The 15,647-nt window shown below is 73.4% G+C and carries 11 protein-coding genes; 8 read left to right on the forward strand and 3 right to left on the reverse strand.

Translation table 11 applies throughout. From position 1 onward, the window contains the following. Nucleotides 1–38: 38 nt before the first annotated feature. Nucleotides 39–1,466, forward strand: coding sequence for a CDP-alcohol phosphatidyltransferase family protein (locus ABID81_RS05250; RefSeq protein ID WP_354593748.1), 1,428 nt, complete (start codon nucleotides 39–41; stop codon nucleotides 1,464–1,466). Nucleotides 1,467–1,485: 19 nt separating this feature from the next. Here ABID81_RS05250 and ABID81_RS05255 read toward each other — a convergent pair whose 3' ends face one another. After that, the gene (locus tag ABID81_RS05255; RefSeq protein ID WP_354593749.1) at nucleotides 1,486–2,256 is read right to left on the reverse strand and encodes a LysE/ArgO family amino acid transporter; all 771 of its coding nucleotides are present in this window, start codon (nucleotides 2,254–2,256) and stop codon (nucleotides 1,486–1,488) included. Between the two features lie 69 nt (nucleotides 2,257–2,325). Between ABID81_RS05255 and ABID81_RS05260 the strand changes: the two genes are divergently transcribed. Further along, nucleotides 2,326–3,300, forward strand: coding sequence for a LysR family transcriptional regulator ArgP (locus tag ABID81_RS05260; protein ID WP_354593750.1), 975 nt, complete (start codon nucleotides 2,326–2,328; stop codon nucleotides 3,298–3,300). 170 nt (nucleotides 3,301–3,470) lie between these two features. Here ABID81_RS05260 and ABID81_RS05265 read toward each other — a convergent pair whose 3' ends face one another. After that, a complete protein-coding gene (locus tag ABID81_RS05265) occupies nucleotides 3,471–5,681 on the reverse strand; it encodes an NADP-dependent isocitrate dehydrogenase (protein ID WP_354593751.1) in 2,211 nt (736 codons plus the stop codon). Nucleotides 5,682–5,954: 273 nt separating this feature from the next. Between ABID81_RS05265 and ABID81_RS05270 the strand changes: the two genes are divergently transcribed. The 6 genes from ABID81_RS05270 (at nucleotide 5,955) to ABID81_RS05295 (ending at nucleotide 14,095) form a co-directional block, all read left to right on the forward strand. Beyond that, on the forward strand, nucleotides 5,955–7,433 hold the full coding sequence (locus ABID81_RS05270) for an O-acetylhomoserine aminocarboxypropyltransferase/cysteine synthase family protein (RefSeq protein ID WP_354593752.1): 1,479 nt from the start codon (nucleotides 5,955–5,957) through the stop codon (nucleotides 7,431–7,433). Nucleotide 7,434: 1 nt separating this feature from the next. Then, nucleotides 7,435–8,742 carry an LLM class flavin-dependent oxidoreductase gene (locus ABID81_RS05275; RefSeq protein ID WP_354593753.1) on the forward strand — a complete coding sequence of 436 codons (1,308 nt, stop codon included), beginning with the start codon at nucleotides 7,435–7,437 and terminating at the stop codon, nucleotides 8,740–8,742. 172 nt (nucleotides 8,743–8,914) lie between these two features. Beyond that, nucleotides 8,915–9,919, forward strand: coding sequence for a methylenetetrahydrofolate reductase (locus ABID81_RS05280; RefSeq protein WP_354593754.1), 1,005 nt, complete (start codon nucleotides 8,915–8,917; stop codon nucleotides 9,917–9,919). 68 nt (nucleotides 9,920–9,987) lie between these two features. Beyond that, nucleotides 9,988–12,312 carry a 5-methyltetrahydropteroyltriglutamate--homocysteine S-methyltransferase gene (metE, locus tag ABID81_RS05285; protein ID WP_354593755.1) on the forward strand — a complete coding sequence of 775 codons (2,325 nt, stop codon included), beginning with the start codon at nucleotides 9,988–9,990 and terminating at the stop codon, nucleotides 12,310–12,312. 322 nt (nucleotides 12,313–12,634) lie between these two features. Continuing rightward, nucleotides 12,635–13,246: a hypothetical protein gene (locus ABID81_RS05290; protein WP_354593756.1), complete on the forward strand. Its 612-nt coding sequence runs from the start codon at nucleotides 12,635–12,637 to the stop codon at nucleotides 13,244–13,246. Nucleotides 13,247–13,627: 381 nt separating this feature from the next. Next, nucleotides 13,628–14,095, forward strand: coding sequence for a hypothetical protein (locus tag ABID81_RS05295; RefSeq protein WP_354593757.1), 468 nt, complete (start codon nucleotides 13,628–13,630; stop codon nucleotides 14,093–14,095). Between the two features lie 81 nt (nucleotides 14,096–14,176). Here the strand turns inward: ABID81_RS05295 and ABID81_RS05300 are convergent, their stop codons facing one another. After that, nucleotides 14,177–15,499: a MalY/PatB family protein gene (locus tag ABID81_RS05300; RefSeq protein WP_354593758.1), complete on the reverse strand. Its 1,323-nt coding sequence runs from the start codon at nucleotides 15,497–15,499 to the stop codon at nucleotides 14,177–14,179. Nucleotides 15,500–15,647: the final 148 nt, after the last annotated feature.

Genomic DNA, 15,647 nt, shown 5'->3' on the forward strand with positions numbered 1-15,647 from the left:
CGACGCCCCCCTCAGCACGCCTCCCCTAGCCTGGCGGGATGGACCTCATCGGCTGGATCACCGACATCGGATCGTCGCTGCCGAACCCGCTCGTCTGGGCGCTGGGTGCCCTGTTCTCGTTCACCGAGTCCGGCCTCGGCCTCGGTGTCTTCGTGCCGGGCGAGACGATCGTGCTGCTGCTCGCGGCGACCTTCGACAGCCCCTGGCCCGCGGTCGCCTTCTTCGTCGCCGTGGCGGTGGGCGGCTCGCTCGGAGACCACGTCGGCTACCTGCTCGGCCGCCGGTTCGGCACCGGGTTCCGCGACACCCGCATCATCCGCAAGATCGGCGTCGACAGTTGGGACCGCGCCGTCGCCGTGCTCGAGCGCCGCGGAGCCGCCGCGGTGTTCCTCACCCGCCTCGTCCCCGTCGTGCGCACCCTCACCCCCGCGGCGGCCGGGGTCGCGAAGGTGCCCTACCGGTCGTTCCTGCCCGCGTCGTTCGGCGGGGCGCTGACCTGGGCCGCGGTCTACGTCGGCATCGGGTTCCTGCTGCGCTCGTCGCTCGAGGCGGCGCAGCGGTACCTCGGGCAGTTCTCGTCCTGGGCGCTGGTCGGGGCGGCCGTCGTCGTGGCGATCGTGTTCGTCGTGCGGCTCGTGCGCCGACGCCGGGCCGCCGCCGCCGAGGCCGCCGCGTCGCCGGGTGCCTCGACCGGCACCGTCGACGAGACCGTCGCGGCCGACGACGCGGACGAGGAGGCGCGGGCCGACGACCGGGGGCCCGTCTCGTCGGTCGTCCACGCGGCCGGGCACGCCGTGGCCGATCCCGTGGTCGCGGGCGCGACCGCCTCGGGCGAGTTCGTGGCGGAGCACCTCTCCTCCCGTCGGCTCGCGGCCCTGAGGCACCGCCTCTTCGAGGTGGACGAGTGGCGGACCGTGCCCAACGCGATCACGGCCGCGCGCCTCCTGCTGTTGCCGGTGTTCGCCGGCCTGCTGGTCGCCGAGCTGTGGTGGGCGGCCCTCGCCGTCGTCGCGGTCGTGTTCGTGACGGACTGGCTCGACGGCTTCGTCGCGCGACGGACCGACTCGGTCTCGGTGCTCGGGTCGTGGCTCGACCCGGTGGCCGACCGGCTGACCGTCGTCGTCGTGGCCGTGGCCTTCGCGGCGGCGGACGTCTTCGGGTGGCAGGAGGCCGTGCTGCTGATGGTGCCCGACGTGCTGCTCGCCGTCGGCGCCGTGCTGGCGTTCCGGGGCGACCCGGCCGTGCCGGTGTGGTGGGCGGGCCGACTGCGGACCGGGCTCTGCTTCGTCGGGCTCGCCGTGCTGCTGCTCGGCGTCGCCCTCGACGGCCCCGAGTGGACGAGCGTGATCGGGGTCGGCTACCTGGTGTTCCTGGCCGGGCTCGTCTTCCACTACGTGACGGCCGTGCACTACGCACGGGTGATGCTCGTCCGCTGGCAGCGCGCGATCGCCGAGCGCCCGGCCTGAGGGCGGCCCGCGGGCCCGGTCACAGGCCGAACAGCAACCTCAGCCCCAGGGCGACCATGACCACCGCGATGACGGCGTCGAGCACCCGCCAGGCGGCGGGCTTCGCGAACAGAGGACGCAGGAGGCGCGCTCCGAACCCCAGCGCCGAGAACCACACGAGGCTGCCCGCGATCGCGCCGCCCGCGAACCACCAGCGCAGCTCGGGCGGCTGGTGGTTCGCGACCGACCCGAGGAAGACGATCGTGTCGAGGTACGTGTGCGGGTTGAGCCAGGTGAAGGCCAGGGCCGCGAGGACGGCGGGCACGACCCGGGTCGGGGCGACGGGTGCGGCGGCAGCCGGCGCGGCTGTGCTCGCTGCGGCAGCGGCCGGTGCCGGGGAGCCGGGCATCTGCAGGGCGGACGTGTCGCCGCCCGCCGACACCGCGCCTCCTTCGCTCGCGTCGACGACGGCGGGCGCCGGCGTGACGTCGACGGTCAGGGCCCCCACCGGTCGGATCGCGCGCTTCGCGGCGAACGCGCCGTAGACGATCAAGAACCCTGCGCCGACGAGCTGCACGACGACGACCGCCTGGGGCGCCGCCTCGACGAGGGCCCCGACGCCGGCCACCCCCGCGCTGATCAGCACCGCGTCGCTCACGGCGCAGACCACGACGACCGGCGCGACGACACGGGTGACCGCCCGCAGTCCGATGCGCAGCACGTAGGCGTTCTGGGCACCGATCGCGACGATCAGGGCCAGGCTCGTGCCGAAGCCGAACAGGACGGCGGGCAGCACGGTCGCGAAGGTCATGAGGTCACGCTAGGGCGATGGCGATGCATCGGTCCAACTCATGTTCGCGATGCTGCATAAGCTCTGCTCATGACTCGGTTCCCCCTCGACCAGCTCGACACGCTCCGGACGATCGTCGACGAAGGCACCTTCGAGGCGGCCGCGCGACGCCTGCACGTGACGCAGTCGGCGGTGTCGCAACGCGTCAAGCAGCTCGAACGCTCGGCGGGGCGGGTGCTGCTGCGCCGGACGACACCCGTCACCACGACCGAGGCCGGCGACGTGCTGCTGCGTCACGCGCGGCAGGTCGACCTGCTCGCCTCGGACGTTCTCGCCCGGCTGGGCGGCGACCCCGCGCACCGTGCCGAGGCCGGCTCGGACGAACACGTGCCGACGACGCTGCCGATCGCGGTCAATGCCGACTCGACGGCGACCTGGTTCCTCGACGCGCTGGCCGCCGTGCCGCCCACCGCGCCCGTCGTCTTCGACCTGCGCCGGGCCGACCAGCAGCACACGGCCGAACTGCTGCGGTCGGGCGACGTACTCGCCGCCGTCACCGCCACCCGTGAGCCCGTCCAGGGGTGCAGCTCGGAGCCGCTCGGCGTCATGCGGTACCGCGCCGTCGCCAGCCCGGGGTTCGTGGAGCGGTGGCTGAGCAGCGACCCCGCCGGCCGCGGCGACGGGGCAGGAGCGACGAGGGCTCGTCCGTCCAACGGCCCCGACCTCGCGCGGCTCGGCCGGGCTCCGATGGTGGTCTTCGACCGCGCCGACGACCTGCAGCACGACTTCGCGCGTCGCCTCACCGGCCACGAGCCGCTCTCGCCCCGGCACCACGTGCCCGCGTCGGCCGACTTCGCCCGGGCCATCGTGCTCGGCCTCGGCTGGGGCATGCTGCCCGAGGCACAGGCGCACCCTGAACTCGACGCCGGGCGCCTCGTCGAGCTGGCCCCCGCCGACCCCGTCGACGTGCCGCTCTTCTGGCAACGCTGGACGCTGGCCTCCCCCCTGCTCGACGCCGTCACCGACGCCGTCCGCGCCACCGCCCGCCACGCCCTGCACCCCTGACGCCCGTTCCGGCTGGTCGAGTGGTCCCGAATCGTCCTTCCCGCGCCCCGCGAGGACGATTCGGGACCACTCGACACCGACGGGCCGACGGGCCGACGGCCCGGCCGACGGACGACGGGAGGCGCGGTGCCGACCGGCACCGCGCCTCCCGTTCTCGGCCGCCTCGCGACCTACAGCGTCGCGAGCGCCTCGTTCAGCGTTTGCGACGGTCGCATGACGGCCTCGGTCTTGGCGGCGTCGGGGTGGTAGTAGCCCCCGATGTCGACCGCCGTGCCCTGGGGCTCGATCAGCTCGGCGACGATGGCCTCTTCGGACCCGCCGAGCGTCGTCGCCAGACCCGAGAACGCGGCGGCCAGCTCGGCGTCGTCGGTCTGCCCGGCGAGCTCGTCGGCCCAGTACTTGGCCAGGTAGAAGTGGCTGCCGCGGTTGTCGATCGAGCCGAGCTTGCGTCCGGGCGACTTGTTCTCGTCGAGGAAGGTGCCGGTGGCACGATCGAGCGTGTCGGCGAGGATCTGCGCCCGGGCGTTGCCGGTCGAGGTCGCGAGGTGCTCGAAGCTGACCGCCAGGGCGAGGAACTCACCCAGGCTGTCCCACCGCAGGTAGTCCTGCTCGACGAGCTGCGACACGTGCTTCGGGGCCGAGCCGCCGGCGCCGGTCTCGAACAGGCCACCGCCGTTGATGAGCGGCACGACCGAGAGCATCTTGGCCGAGGTGCCGAGCTCCATGATCGGGAACAGGTCGGTCAGGTAGTCGCGCAGCACGTTGCCGGTCACCGAGATCGTGTCGTCGCCACGGCGGATGCGCTCGAGCGAGAACGCCATCGCGTCGACCGGCGACATGATCTCGATCTGCAGGCCCTCGGTGTCGTGCTCGGCGAGGTAGGTGCGGACGAGCCCGATCAGGGTCGCGTCGTGGGCACGGGTCTCGTCGAGCCAGAACACGGCCGGCGTCCCGGTGGCGCGGGCCCGCGTGACGGCGAGCTTGACCCAGTCGCGGATGGGGACGTCCTTCGTCTGGCAGGCGCGCCAGATGTCGCCCGTGGCGACCTCGTGCTCGATGAGCGTCTCGCCCGCCTGGTCCACGATGCGGACCGTGCCGTCGCCCGGCACCTCGAAGGTCTTGTCGTGCGAGCCGTACTCTTCGGCGGCCTGGGCCATGAGGCCGACGTTCGGCACCGAGCCCATGGTGGCGGGGTCGAACGCGCCGTTCGCGCGGCAGTCGTCGAGCACGGCCTGGTAGATGCCGGCGTAGCTCGAGTCGGGGATCACCGCGAGGGTGTCGTGCTCGTCGCCGTCGGGGCCCCACATGTGACCCGAGGTGCGGATCATCGCGGGCATCGAGGCGTCGACGATGACGTCGCTCGGCACGTGCAGGTTGGTGACGCCCTTGTCGGAGTCGACCATGGCCAGGTCGGGCCCGTCGGCGATCCCCTGGTCGAAGGCGGCCTTGATCTCGTCGCCGTTCGGCAGCGCCGCGAGACCCCGCAGGATGCCGTTGAGGCCGTTGGCCGGGTCGAGCCCGGCGGCCTGCAGGTCGGCCCCGTACCGCTCGAACACCCGCGGGAAGAACGCGCGGATGACGTGGCCGAACAGGATGGGGTCGCTGATCTTCATCATCGTCGCCTTGAGGTGCACCGAGAACAGCACGCCCTCGGCCTCGGCGCGCTCGATCTGTGCGGCCAGGAACTCGTGCAGCGCGGCGACGTGCAGCACGGTGCCGTCGACGACCTCGCCGGCCAGGACGGGGATCGACTCGCGCAGCACCTTCGTCGTGCCGTCGGTGCCGACGAACTCGATGCGCAGGGTGTCGTCGGCCGGGATGACCACGGTCTTCTCGTTCGAGCGGAAGTCGTCGACGCCCATGGTCGCGACGTTCGTCTTCGACTCGGCCGTCCAGGCGCCCATGCGGTGCGGGTGCTTGCGCGCGTAGTTCTTGACCGAGAGCGGTGCGCGGCGGTCGCTGTTGCCCTCGCGCAGCACCGGGTTGACCGCGCTGCCCTTGACCTTGTCGTAGCGGGCCTTGACGTCGCGCTCGGCGTCGGTCGAGGGCGAGTCGGGGTAGTCGGGCAGGTCGTAGCCCTGCGACTGGAGTTCGGCGACCGCGGCCTTGAGCTGCGGCATGGACGCCGAGATGTTCGGCAGCTTGATGATGTTGGCCTCGGGCGTCTTCGCCAGGGCCCCCAGCTCGGCCAGCGCGTCGCCCTGGCGCTGCTCGTCGGTGAGGCGCTCGGGGAACTGGCTCACGATGCGGCCGGCCAGCGAGATGTCGCGGGTCTCGACGTCGACCCCCGCGGTCTTGGCGTAGGCCTGGATGATGGGCAGGAACGAGTAGGTCGCCAGCATCGGCGCCTCGTCCGTGAGCGTGTAGATGATCTTCGCCATGCGGCAGGTGCTCCCTCGTTGTCGGGCATGCGTGTGCTCGGTCGTGCCCCTACGCTACTCGCGCAGAGATCTCTCGACATGAAGATACATGCCCCGTCTGGACGACCCCGCCGCGCCCGGCCCTGGGGACGAGTCGACCGCAGGAGGCGCGGGTCGAGGACGCAGGAGGCGCGGGCCGGCCCGGTAACCGGGCGTCACGGTCCTTGGTCCCCCCGCGAGGTCGGTGCCAGGCTGCACGGCACCGCAGCACCCACCCGCGACGAGGAGGCCCCCGTGACCCACACCGCACCGCACGGCACCGCGCAGCGCGAGCCCGCCGGCTTCACCACGCGTCAGGTGCACGCCGGCGCCTCGCCCGAGGCCCCGCACGGCGCCCGGGTCACGCCGGTCCACTTCAGCGCCGGCTTCGTGTTCGACAGCTTCGAGCACGCCCGCGAGCGCTTCGCGGGCGACGACGAGGGCTACCTCTACACGCGCAACGGCAACCCGACCACCGACGAGGTCGAACGTCGGCTCGCCGACCTCGAGGGCGGGGCCGAGGCGATCCTCGTCGCGAGCGGTCAGGCGGCCACGACGTCGGCCCTGCTCGGCATCGTGCAGGCCGGCGACCGGGTGCTGTCGTCGCGCAGCATCTACGAGGGCAACCGCGGCCTGCTGCTGCAAAACTTCGGCCGCCTGGGCATCGGCGTGGACTTCGTGGACGACGCCACCGACCTCGCCGAGTGGGAGCGCCGCATCGGCCCCGACACCCGCGTGCTCTTCGGCGAACCGATCCCCAACCCCAAGAACGACCTGCTCGACGTCGCCGGCCTGGCCGACGTGGCCCACCGCCACGGCCTGCCGCTCGTCGTCGACAACACGCTCGCGACGCCCTACCTGTTGCGACCCATCGAGTTCGGGGCCGACGTCGTCGTGCACTCGACGAGCAAGTTCCTGGCCGGCCACGGCACGGCGCTCGGCGGGGTCGTCGTCGACGCGGGCACCTTCGACTGGTCGGCCCGGCCCGAGCTCTTCCCGCACCTGAACCAGCCCGAGCGCTCGTTCGGCGGCCGCAGCTGGGCGGAGCGGCACGGCCGCCGGGCGTTCGCCTCGTACACCCGTGAGATCGTGATCTCGCGGTTCGGCCCCACGCCGTCGCCGCTCAACGCCTTCCTGCTGCGCCAGGGCATCGAGACGTTGTCGCTGCGCGTCGAGCGCCATTCGAGCAACGCGCTCGCGATCGCCCGCTGGCTCGAGGCGCGCCCCGAGGTGTCGAGCGTCGACTACTCCGGGCTCGAGTCGAGCCCCTCGTACGCCCTCGCCCGGCGTCAGCTGCCGCGCGGACAGGGCTCCGTCTTCTCGTTCACCCTCGCGGGCGGCGAGGCCGACGCCGCGGCCTTCGTCGACGCCGTCGAGCTGTTCAGCCACATGACGCACCTCGGCGACGTCCGCTCGCTCGTGCTGCACCCGGCCTCCACGACGCACGCGGGTCGCACCCCGGCCGAGCGCGACGCGGCCGGCATCTGGCCCGGCCTGCTGCGCCTCTCGATCGGCATCGAAGACCTGGGCGACCTGCTGCGCGACCTCGAGCGCGGGCTCGCCGCGGTCCGCGAGCAGGCCGCGGCACGGACGACGGACGCAGGAGGCGCGGGTCGCCGAGCGCGCCTCCTCGGTCCCGACCTCGGGGCCGCCGCCGAGGCGGACGCCGACCGACCCGACGCCGTCGCGGTCGACACCGGCCGCCGCACGTCCCGCCAGCCCGTGGAGGCCTGACGTGGCGCGCCGTCAGCACCTCGGCTGGTTCTTCTCGCGCGGCTTCGGGCCGCAGGGCTGGGGCCACCCGTACCGCGAGTGGAACCACGACTGGACGCGGCCAGAGCTCTACCAGCAGTCCGCCCGAGAACTCGAGCAGGCCGGCTTCGAGCTGATCGTGATGGAGGACGCCGTCTCGCTCGGCTCGCCCGACACCCTCGACCTGCGCGTGCGCGGCGCCTACGGCGGGCCGAAGCACGACCCGCTGCTGCTCGCTCCGTACCTGTTCGCGGCGACCTCACGCATCGGGCTGGCGCCGACGGTCAACGCGGGCATCACTCCCCCGTACCTCGCGGCGCGGCAGGCGGCGACGCTCGCGCACCTCAGCTCGGACCGGTTCGGCATCAACCTCGTGACCGACGGCGGCAGCGCCCGGCACGTCGGCCTCGAGCCGCTCGGCCACGACGCCGCCTACGACCGGGCGGACGAGTGGATGGCCGTCGTCCGGCGCCTCTGGCACAGCTGGGGCGAGGGGGCCCTGGTCGCCGACCCGGCCACGGGGCGGTACGCGGACGGCACGAAGATCGACGCGTTCCGGCACCGGGGCGAGCACTTCACCGTCGACGGGCCGCTCAACGCGATCCCGTTCGAGCACGGCGACCCGCTCGTGGTCTCGCCCGGTGGTTCGGCTCGGGGGCTGGCGTTCGCGGGCACGCAGTCCGACGTGCAGCTCGCGCTCGCGCCGCTGCAGGCCCAGGCCGTGCTCGACTACCGGGCGAAGGTGCTGGCCGCCGCGACCGAGCACGGTCGGGGCCCCGACGACCTGCGCGTGCTGTTCGTCGTCAAGCCCGAGATCGTGTCGAGTCACGATGAAGCGTCACGCGTCGTCGAGGCGTCGCGCCACCCGGCCGACGAGGTGCTCGCGCAGGTCGCCCTCGGCTGGTCGAGCGACCTCGAGACCGACCTGACGGGGCTCGACCTCGACCGCCCGGTCGACCGCGGGGTGTTCGGCGAGCACGTGTCGCACGGCAGCATCGCGGGCTTCTACGGCGGCACCGACGACGCCCCGCTGCGCGAGCTGCTCACCCGCAAGGCGCGCAAGGGCCTCGTGGCCGACCGGGCGGGGTTCGTGGGCACCGCCGACGAGTTCGCCGACTTCGTCGAGGAGCTGGGCGACGACGGCGACAACGACGGGCTACTTTTCTCGGGCGACCTGCACCCCGTGACGCTGCACCGCATGCTCGACGACCTCGTCCCCGTGCTGCGACGCCGCGGCGTCCTGCGCGACGAACTGGCCCCGGGCGGGACGCGCGCCAACCTGTTCGGCTGACCCGCGCCTCCTCGGGGTCGGCACTCCGAAGAGCAGGAGGCACGGCGGACACCCGGCGTCACCGGACGAAACAGGGCGTCACAGGCCTCGACGCGTGACCTGGCCACTCGTAATGTCACTGCCACCCCGCACGACCCACCCCGCGACGCGACCGACCAAGGCAGGAGCAGACGTGCCGACCTTCTCGTTCGAGATGTACCCGCCCCGCACCCCGGCGAGCGCCGACGCCCTGCACGCGTCGCTGCGGCAGCTGGCCGCGACCGGGCCCGAGTTCATCTCCGTGACCTACGGCGCGTCGGGGTCGTCGCGGGCCGAGTCGCTGGCCGTGCTGACCGAGGTGCTGCGCGACACCGACGTGCAGGCGATGGCACACCTGACCTGCGTGGGTTCGTCGTACGCCGAGGCGTCGCGGCTGATCCGGGAGTTCCTCGACGCGGGGGTCACGGCGTTCCTCGCTCTCCGTGGCGACCCGCCGGCCGGCCTGACCGAGGACGACGTGTTCCTCGGCGACCTCGGCAGCGCCGGCGAGCTCGTCCAGCTCATCCACCGGGTGCAGGCCGAGCGCGTGCCGTTCGTCGAGAACGCCGTGCCCGGCAACCCGTTCGCCTCGCGCCTCAGCAGCGGGCCGAAGACGACCGTCGCGGTGGCGGCGTTCCCGAACGGGCACCCCCGGTCGCGGTCGAGCCGACAGGACATCGACACGCTGCTCGCCAAGCAGGCGGCCGGCGCGACGCTCGCCATCACGCAGCTCTTCTTCGAGGCCGACGACTACCTCGGCTTCGTCGACCGGGCGCGCGAGGCCGGCGTCACGATGCGCATCCTGCCGGGGCTCATGCCGATCCTCGGGGCGAACCAGCTGCGACGCATCGTCGAACTGACCGGGGAGACGCTGCCCGCCGACCTGCTGCGCCGGCTGGAGACCGCCGACCAGCCGACCGTCGTCGGCGTCGACCACGCCGTCCACCTCGGTCGCCGCCTGCTCGCCGGCGGCGCCCCCGGCCTGCACCTCTACACGTTCAACCGCCACGAGGCACCGCTCGCCGTGCTCCGCGGTTGCGGGCTGCTCGACCACTGTGTGCCGTCGACCCCCGTGGCCCCAGCCCCGGCGCCCACGGCCCCGACCGTCCTCCCCCAGGCGACGCCCGTCCTCGAGACGGCGTCGCCTCCGTCGTCCTGAGCCGCGCCGCGCCTCCCGACCCCCGATCGACCCACCCATCCGCACCCCGCACAGAGAGAACCGTCCGCATGACCACTCCCTCCTTCCCCGCCGGCACCGTCCTGGGCTACCCGCGCATCGGCGCGGACCGCGAGCTGAAGCGCGCCGTCGAGTCGCACTGGCGCGGCGACACGACCGTCGACGAACTCGAGGCCACCGCGGCGGACCTCCGTGCGACGACGCGCGCCCGCCTGGTCGAGCTGGGTCTCGGCCGCGACGACTCGTCGGTTCCCGAGTCGTTCTCGTACTACGACCAGGTGCTCGACGCGGCCGTGACCGTCGGCGCCGTGCCCGCCCGCTTCGCCGACCTCGTCGACGCCGACGGGCACCTCGACCTCGACGGCTACTTCACGCTCGCCCGCGGCGACGCCGAGCGCGCCCCGCTCGAGATGACGAAGTGGTTCGACACGAACTACCACTACCTGGTGCCCGAGATCGGCCCGTCGACGGCCTTCCGCCTCGCCGGCGACCGCCTGGTCCGCGAGGTCGAGGAGGCGCGCGCGGCCGGGTACCGCACCCGCCCGGTGGTCGTCGGCCCGGTCACGCTGCTCGCCCTCGCCAAGGCCGACGGGGACGCGCCCGAGGGCTTCGTGCCGCTCGACCGCCTGGCCGACCTCGTGCCCGTCTACCGCGAACTGCTCGCCCGCCTGGCCGCGGCCGGAGCCGAATGGGTGCAGCTCGACGAGCCCGCCCTGGTCAGCGAGTCGCTCGACGTCGACGCCGCGACCGTGCGGGCCGCGGCGGCGTCGGCCTACGCGTCGCTCGGCAGCGACCGTCCGCTGGCGATCCTCGTCGCGGCACCCTACGGCGACCTCGGCGAGGCCCTGCCCGTGCTGCTCGACGCGCCCGTCGACGGCGTCGCGCTCGACCTCGTCAAGGGCTCGGTGCCGACCGGCGTGACGACCGACAAGGTGCTGGTCGGCGGGGTCGTCGACGGCCACAACGTCTGGCGTGGAGACCTGGCCGCCGCGCTCGAGGCGCTCGAGTCGCTGCGCGCGGTGTCGCCGGTCGTGTCGGCGGGCACCTCGACCAACCTCTTCCACGTGCCCCACGACGTCGAGGTCGAACGGCAGCTCGACGCCCGGCTGCGCAGCTGGCTCGCCTTCGCCGACCAGAAGGTCGGGCAGGTGGCCGTGCTCGCACGCGGGCTGACCGCGGGACGTGAGGCCGTCCTCGACGAGCTGACCCGCGCCTCCTCGGCCCTCGCCGACCGGCTCGCGGCGCCCGGCGTCCGCGACGGGGCCGTGCGCGCCCGGGCCGCCGCCCTGACGCCGGCGGACTACGTCCGCGGGGACGAGGAGGCGCGGGTCGCCGAGCAGGAGGCCGCCCTCTCGCTGCCCGCCCTCCCGACCACGACGATCGGGTCGTTCCCCCAGACCGGCGACATCCGCGTCGCCCGGGCCCGTCATGCCCGCGGCGAGATCGACGACGACGCCTACCGCGGCTTCTTGCAGGACGAAATCCGCCGCGTGGTGGCGCTGCAGGAGGAGATCGGCCTCGACGTGCTGGTGCACGGCGAGCCCGAACGGAACGACATGGTGCAGTACTTCGCCGAGAACCTCGACGGGTTCGCCGTGACGCAGCACGGCTGGGTGCAGTCGTACGGCTCTCGGGCGACGCGGCCGTCGATCCTCTGGGGCGACGTGTCACGTCCGGCGCCGATCACTGTCAGGTGGTCGACCTTCACGCAGTCGCTGACGACCAAGCCGGTCAAGGGCATGCTGACCGGGCCGGTGACGATCCTCGCGTGGTCGTTCGTGCGAGACGACCAGCCGCTCGGCGAGACGGCCGACCAGGTGGCGTTGGCGCTGCGGGACGAGATCGCCGACCTCGAGGCGGCGGGCATCCCCATCGTGCAGGTCGACGAACCGGCCCTGCGCGAGCTACTGCCGCTGAAGGTCGCGGACCAGGCGGCCTACCTGGACTGGTCGGTGGGGTCGTTCCGGCTCGCGACGGCCGGCGTGGCAGCACGGACGCAGATCCACACGCACCTCTGTTACTCCGAGTTCGGCGTGGTCATCGAGGCGATCGACGCTCTCGACGCCGACGTGACGTCGATCGAGGCCGCGCGCTCGCGCATGGAGGTCGTGGCCGAGGTGCGCGACGGGGGCTTCTCGCGCGGCGTCGGACCGGGCGTGTACGACATCCACTCGCCGCGGGTGCCGAGCGTGGACGAGGTGTCCGAGCTGCTGCGCACGGCGCTCGACGCCCTGCCGGTGCGCCAGCTCTGGGTGAACCCGGACTGCGGCCTGAAGACGCGGGGCTACGCCGAGACCGTCGCGGCGCTCGAGAACCTCGTGTCCGCGACCCGGGCCGCGCGCGAGCGCGTCGCCGCGGTGCCCGCCGGCGTGTAGCCGGGCGCGGGTCCTGGCCCGCCCCCGGCCCATCCCGCCACGAGATGAACACCCCGCCACGTCCTCTCGTGGCGGGGTGTTCATGTCGTGGCGGGATGTCACAAGGGGGCACGGTCACCACCCTTCCGCCCTTCGATCAGCAGAATGTCACCCTTGATAGGTGACCTTTTTAACGTTAGCTTCGACGCCTGACGGAACGGATTCGTCAGAGGGAGGAAGCACACGTGCTCATCGAGAAGTACGGCTCGTGGGTCGGCCGGGGTGGATGGTCGAGCCAGTCGCAGTGCTGGGCCAACGTGGTGTCGTACGGGATGACCGCGAAGTGAGGACGACGGTCACGGCGGCGGCTGTCACGGCCGCCGCCGTGCTCGTCGCCCTGGTGGGCTGCGCCGACCCTCAGCCGGCCGGCACCTCTCGACCCGATGCCGCCGACCTCGAGCTGTCCGGGCCGTGGGCCGACGTCTTCGCCGAGGCGCTCGACGAGAGCGAGAGCGCCGTCGAGAGAGAGATCCTGGCCGACGGCGTCGTCACCTCGACAGAACTCGAGCAGGCGCACGACGGCGTCCGCCGCTGCCTCGCCGACTCGGGCCTGGCCGTCGACTACTCACCCGACGGCGGGTTCGAGCTCACCGACCTCGACGGCGATGCCCCCGACATGCCCTTCGAGCGGTCGGATGCAGCACTGCAGGCCTGCGAGACCAGGTTCGACAGCTGGGTGACCTTCCTCTACGAGCAAGTTCGCCGCAACCCCGAGCGTCTCGACGAAGGGACCATCCAGGTCAGGTGCCTGGCCGATGCCGGCCTGGTCGACCCGTCCTACGGTCGGGACGACTGGGAGGCCGACGACGGCTCGGGCACCTTCCCGTTCGACACCCAGTCCGAGGCCGCCCAGTCCTGTCTCCGCGACCCCCTCGGCCTGTGGTCCGGGCGATGAAGCCGACGAGACTCCCGAGCGCGTCGGTGGTCGGTCTCGTGGCGCTCACCGCACTCGCCGTCGGTGCCGGCGCGGTGCTCCTGTCCATCCCACCCGACCAGCCCGCGGCCCTGCGCTCACCGGCCCCCGCCGAGGCGGTTCCCGTCGACACGCGTGAGGACGTCGACGAACGACAGGTCCAGCTGGTGCTGCAGACGGGGTCGCCGCGACGGATCGTCTCGCCTCGACCGGGCGTCCTCACCGGACTGTCGTGCTCCACGGGCGGTGAGATCGCGAGCGGCGACGTCGTCGCGACCGTGGACGGCCGTCCTGTCGTCGCACTCGCGACCGCCGTGCCCCTCTGGCGAGGGCTCGACCTGGGCGATCGCGGCGACGACGTCCGTGGCCTCCAGGCCGAGTTGGCTCGGTTGGGGGCCCCCGTCGCCGCGGACGGCACGTTCGGCCGCGGGCGCGGCCCTGGCGTTCGTCGTGCTGCACCCCGACCTCCTCGCGGCGACCGACTGGTCCGCCGTGACGACCGCCGCGGGTGGGGTCGTGGCCCTGGCCGTCGCAGCCGCCTTGACCGGCACAGCCGTCGGCTCACTGCTGCTGAACACGCCCCTGGCCATCGTCGTCACCATGCTGCTGCCCATCACGTACGACGTAGCCGCCGCTCTGCTCGTCCCGTCCGTCGCCCCCTGGATCTCGACGCTCGCGTTCTCGGCCTGGCTCGCGCATCCGCACGTGACCTGGGCGGACGGCCCTGCGGACGTGCCGGGTGCTGGGCAGGCGTTGACGTCGCTGCTGATCTGGGTCGCGTTGCCGCTCGGGCTCGGGTGGTGGCGGCAGCTGCGGCGCGACGTCGCCTGACGTGACGAGCGGGCCGAGTCCCGGGCAGGCACAGCGGCGGCCGGGGCGGCGGCCGGGGCGGCGAACGGCGCGGCGGGCCGCTCAGGTGCGGGAGGCCACGAAGGCGGCGATGCGTCGCACGGCCTCGACCAGGACCCCGGGGTCGCACGCGAGGTTGAGGCGGGCGTGACCGGCGCCTCCCGGTCCGTAGGTGTGGCCGGCGTTGAGGGCGACGCGGGCACCCGCGAGCAGGACGGCGGCGGGGTCGTCGCCGAGCCCGAGCGGGCGGAGGTCGAGCCAGGCGAGATAGCCGGCCGCCGGGCGGTGGTACGTGACGCCGGGCAGGTGCTCGGCGAGCAGGGACGCCAACAGGGCGTCGTTCGCGACGATCTTGGTGACGGCGTCGTCGAGCCAGTCGGTACAGCCGAAGGCGACGACGTTGGCGTGCAGGCCGAGGATGCTCGTGCGACAGGCGACCTCTTCCACGAGGCCGTCGAGCAGCACGGCCGTCCCGTCGTCGCCCGCGACCACCAGCGAGCACTTGGCCCCCGCGAGGTTCCAGCCCTTGCTCGCCGAGGTGACCGTGACCGACCGCGCGCCCTGCGCCTCCGCGACCGGTGAGAACGGAGTGAAGACGACGCCGGGGTGGGTCAGCGGGCCGTGCACCTCGTCGCTCACGACGAGCACGTCGTACCGCGCGGCGAGCCGGGCCACCTCGGCGAGCACGGCCGCGTCGTGGACGATGCCGAGCGGGTTGTGCGGGTTGCACAGCACGAACGCGTCGACGCCCGAGGCGAACGCCCGCTCGAGGCCGGCAAGGTCGAGGCCGGCGCGGTCGAGGCCGGCGCGTCCGGCGCGGGCCCGCCCGTCACCGGCGAGCGCCGGCGACCCCGAGGAGGCGCGGGTCGCGTCGCCGACGGACTCCCCCGCCACCAGCAGCGGCACGCACACGACCTCGGCCCCGGCCTCCTCGACGAGCTCGAAGAACGGCGGGTAGACCGGCGGCGTCACGACGACGCGGCCACCCCGGGGCACGGCGAGGCGGAGGGTCTCGACGATCCCGACGCTGACGTCGGTCGCGATGTGCACGCGGGACTCGTCGACGCGCCAGCTCCACCGGTCGAGCGCGAAGCGGGCGAAGGCGGGCGCGAGGGGCCCGGGGCCGTCGAGGTAGCCGACGTCCGAGGCGCGCACGCGGCGGACCAGCTCGTCGACGACCGGCTCGGCGAGGTCGTAGTCCATCTCGGCGACGAAGAGCGGCAGCACGTCGTCGGCGAAACGCGTCCACTTGATGCTCGAACGCTCGCGGCGCAGGCGGGCGAGGTGCTGCTCGGCGGGTGCCGAGGGCAGGGCCGGAGCCGGAGGCAGGGCAGGTGCCGACGGCAGGGCGGCTGCCGGGGCCGGTGCGGTCGTCGCGTTCACCATGCCGACACGATCCTCCCGGCGCGGCCGATGCACCAGCAGCCTCGTCACACGGCGACTCACGGCGACTCACGGACGCGGCGGTCGCATGTCCGCCGGCCCCGCCGAGGTCGCACCACCGTCGCGGTGTCGAACCACGCTCGAGGGCGGT

The sequence above is a fragment of the Frigoribacterium sp. PvP054 genome (assembly GCF_040547465.1).
Taxonomy (GTDB): domain Bacteria; phylum Actinomycetota; class Actinomycetes; order Actinomycetales; family Microbacteriaceae; genus Frigoribacterium.